This is a genomic window from Acinetobacter sp. (assembly GCF_036659555.1).
In the GTDB taxonomy this organism is placed as follows: Bacteria; Pseudomonadota; Gammaproteobacteria; order Pseudomonadales; family Moraxellaceae; genus Acinetobacter.
In genome coordinates this window covers 1-3,410 of the sequence record NZ_JAVXCI010000156.1, presented here as the reverse complement: position 1 = coordinate 3,410, position 3,410 = coordinate 1, and the positions used below count along the sequence as shown (strand labels likewise).

Here is a 3,410-nt window from a genome sequence, read left to right as displayed (position 1 = left end):
TTTGTTTCGCCAAAAGAACCAAAAGCATTTGTCATCCGCGAAACCTGTTCATTTTTTACACTTAAATAGTTTTATTGCAAAAATAGTCCATTTCAAAGGCCTGATAGGTCGCGGATGACGCTTCCGCGTATCAAATAATATCGCAAGTTAAAAAAGAAAAAGCCAGTCAGTTTCTTAACTGACTGGCATTATGACGAATCAGGCTTTTTTTACTTTGAATCAACTTAAGCGGCTATTTCTGATCCGGCAGCGCATAGGCCACCAGCGCATCGCCTATTTGGGTGCCGAATGAGCCATGGCCGCCGGCCATAATCACCACAGACTGCTTGCCGCCGGCTTCATAAGTCATTGGCGCCGCCTGCCCGCCTGTACATAAACTTCAGGCGTGACGCTGTATTTAACCCGGGCGGCCCATTGGCTGACCAGCCAGTTGTACCACTGGCCGCCGACCCAGTTGCCGGCCTGCGAGCCGCACAGAACTCAAATGGCCGCTTTGCTGGATGCATGCTTTGCATCCAGCAAAGCGGCCATTTAACCGGTATAGACCAAGCTGAAATCATAGCCCTGCCGCTGCGCCGTGCGCTGGCCATTCCAGTCCCCCAGCATCCAGGGGCTGCGCGCATCAAAGTAATTTTCAGCATAAACACTTTGAAAGCAGCAGCTTAGAGTTAAGATGCGGGCACCAAAATATAAACAGCTTACAGATTGCAGCTCATAGCCATGTTACCCCTTAGCGGTGCGTAGCCTCAGGCTTTTCTGTTATTTTACTGTATAAAAATTAAGCTTATTATCATAATGCGATATTTACAGGCAATCTTCCCCCAGTTTTTTTCCAATAAATTCATACCTTATTTTTGACCGTGAAAACTTGATCGGGCAGGCCGGCTGCGGTTCGGTTTCCGCGCTGCCGGCGCTTAAAGGCACTGCGGCAATCCAGCCCCTTTGCGCCGCCAGTTCTGAATGCAGCGCCTCATGCAGGGTCAGCACCGGCTCTACGCAGACATCCTGCGCCTGAAAAATGGCATTCCATTCCGCAAAGTCCTTGGCGGCGATTTTCTCCTGTACCGCCTGCTTCACCTGCTGCCGGTCATCCGCGCTCAGCGAAGCGCCTTTTTCCTGCACAAGCGGCAGCTCCAGCAGCTGCGCCAATCCTGCCATAAACTGCGGCTCCAGGCTGCCCACCGATAAGTAGCGCCCGTCGCGCGTCTGATAATAGTCATACAAAGCCCCGCCGTTTAAATACGACTGTTCGGGCGCCTGCTTTTCATTTCCGGCAATTTCAGCAGCCGCCGCCATGCTGTTCAGGGCGGCGGCGCAGTCGGTCATAGAAATATCAATGTGCTGGCCCAGGCCGCTTTGATTGCGCTCAATCACCGCGCTTAAAATGCCGATCACTGCATGCAGCGACCCGCCGGCCACATCGGCAATTTGAATGCCCATCGGCGGCGGCCCGCTGGCCCGGCGGCCGCTGTGCCCGGCAATGCCCGACAGCGCCAGATAATTGATATCATGGCCTGCGCGGCTTTTATGGCTGCCGATCTGCCCATAGCCGCTCACTGAACAGTAAATCAATCCTGGATGAATCGCCGCAAGGCTTGGGTAATCCAGGCCCAGTCGCTCCATCACGCCCGGCCGGAACTGTTCAATAACAATGTCATAGCTACAAATTTTGGATTTAATCAGCGCGATGCTTGCAGGATTTTTCAGATCCAGAGCCACAGACTGCTTGTTGCGGTTTAAGTAATTATACGACGCCGCCTGGCCATTGGAATACGGCGGCATCAGGCGGATCAAATCCGGGCGCACGGGTGATTCAATATGCACAACTTCCGCGCCCATGTCCGCCAGATACATTGTGGCGAACGGCCCGGGAAGAAGTGTGGAAAAATCAAGAACTTTCAAGCCTTTTAACGGATAAGCCACGGCATTCCCCCTTCCATTGCTGCTGCTTTTCCATGCATATTAGAAAGATAAAACAGGCAAAACAATGTCATGTTCAGCCATTTACCTTGATAGTTTCGGCAATTTACCATGTAAAAATGGTAAAATTGCTGTTGTAAATTGCCATACATCCATTTTTTAGCGTCATTTAGGTCAGGCATTAGTGAACATTAAAGAGACTGAAGGAATTAACATGAGTCGCGATACGATCAGTATCCATTTTGTCAACGCTGCCTTATCCGGCGTAAAGCGTCTTGGCATGGATGTCGAAACTCTGCTGTCTCACGTTGGCATTGAGGCAGAACTGCTGCGTCAGCCTAAGGCGCGGATTTCACCGGAACAGTACACCCGCTTCATTAAAATGCTGTGGATGGTGACGCAGGATGAACACGTCGGCTTTGATATTCAGCCGCGGCGCCTGGGCACCTTCGCCATTATGTGCCAGCTGATTATTCACGCCAAAACCCTGGGCGACGCGCTGGAGCTTTCCTCTCAGTTCTACAAATTATTCGGCGATGAATGGTCAGTGACGCTGGAGCGCGATAAGCATGAAGCGCGCCTGGTGCCGCAGATTCCACAGAGCATGGACCCAGACCATTTCATTACCGAAAGCATGCTGATGATTTGGCACGGCTTGGCTTCATGGCTGATTGAGCGCCGCCTGCCGCTGGAACGCGTGCATTTCGGCTACTCCCGCCCGGAACATGCCGATGAGTACGATGCGCTGTTCTTTGCGCCGGTGATGCAGTTTGACATGCCGCGCACGGAAATCACCTTCGCTGCTGACTATCTGGATCTGCCGATCCGCCAAACTGAAGATACGCTTGAAGAATTCTTAAAAGCCGCGCCTGCACAGCTGCTGGTCAAATTCAAGAACACCAACTCGCTGACTTCGCGCATCCGCGAAGTGCTGAAGAGCCAAATTGGCGAAGAAATGCCGACGCTGAACGATGTAGCCTCCATGCTGTATCTGTCGCCGCAGACTTTGCGCCGCCGCCTGGCTGCCGAAGGCAAAAGCTATCAGGGCGTGAAAGACGCTTTGCGCCGCGACGCCGCCATTCACCTGCTGCTGAATCCGGAACTGACGCTGGAAGATGTGGCGCAGCAGGTCGGCTTCAGCGAAACCAGCACCTTCCACCGCGCCTTTAAGAAGTGGACAGGAGTAACGCCGGGCCTATACCGCCAATTGCACGGCTATCATTAAGCTTGCATGAATTGATCAAAAAGCCTGAGGATTGCTCAGGCTTTTTTATTGCAATTGACACCGCTCAAGCGTTTTAAAAACGCCTGCGCCTGTCTGGGTGATGTTAAGCGGATAAATTGAATATGCTGATATTCAGGGTCCTGCATCATGGCGGCATATCTTTGTTTATTTTGCGGATATTTCTGCAGCATCCAGAGGAAAATTGATTTTTTGGATAACATCATTTTCCAGTTTTCCCTGTTATTAGAATTTTCCCATAATGGTT

2 protein-coding genes and 3 pseudogenes are annotated in these 3,410 nt (G+C 51.6%); 1 reads left to right on the top strand and 4 read right to left on the bottom strand.

Annotation, left to right across the window (positions count from 1 at the left end):
* Positions 1-232: 232 nt before the first annotated feature.
* The 3 genes and pseudogenes from RSA72_RS14215 to RSA72_RS14205 all read right to left on the bottom strand — a co-directional run.
* Positions 233-376 (bottom strand): annotated as a pseudogene (locus tag RSA72_RS14215) (hypothetical protein); the annotation flags it as partial.
* Positions 361-675: pseudogene (locus RSA72_RS14210) on the bottom strand (carbohydrate porin); the annotation flags it as partial. The pseudogenes RSA72_RS14215 and RSA72_RS14210, both read right to left, overlap by 16 nt.
* Before the next feature lie 129 nt (positions 676-804).
* A complete protein-coding gene (locus RSA72_RS14205; protein ID WP_332624596.1) occupies positions 805-1,923 on the bottom strand; it encodes a CaiB/BaiF CoA transferase family protein in 1,119 nt (372 codons plus the stop codon).
* Positions 1,924-2,134: 211 nt separating this feature from the next.
* Here RSA72_RS14205 and RSA72_RS14200 point away from each other — a divergent pair, with 211 nt between their 5' ends.
* A complete protein-coding gene (locus RSA72_RS14200; protein WP_332624595.1) occupies positions 2,135-3,145 on the top strand; it encodes an AraC family transcriptional regulator in 1,011 nt (336 codons plus the stop codon).
* Between the two features lie 35 nt (positions 3,146-3,180).
* Here the strand turns inward: RSA72_RS14200 and RSA72_RS14195 are convergent.
* A pseudogene (locus RSA72_RS14195) lies at positions 3,181-3,410 on the bottom strand (adenylate kinase); the annotation flags it as partial.

Bases quoted from the DNA above. Each gene is read 5' to 3' on its own strand.
- RSA72_RS14200 (WP_332624595.1), top strand. From the start codon at position 2,135: ATGAGTCGCGATACGATCAGTATCCATTTTGTCAACGCTGCCTTATCC.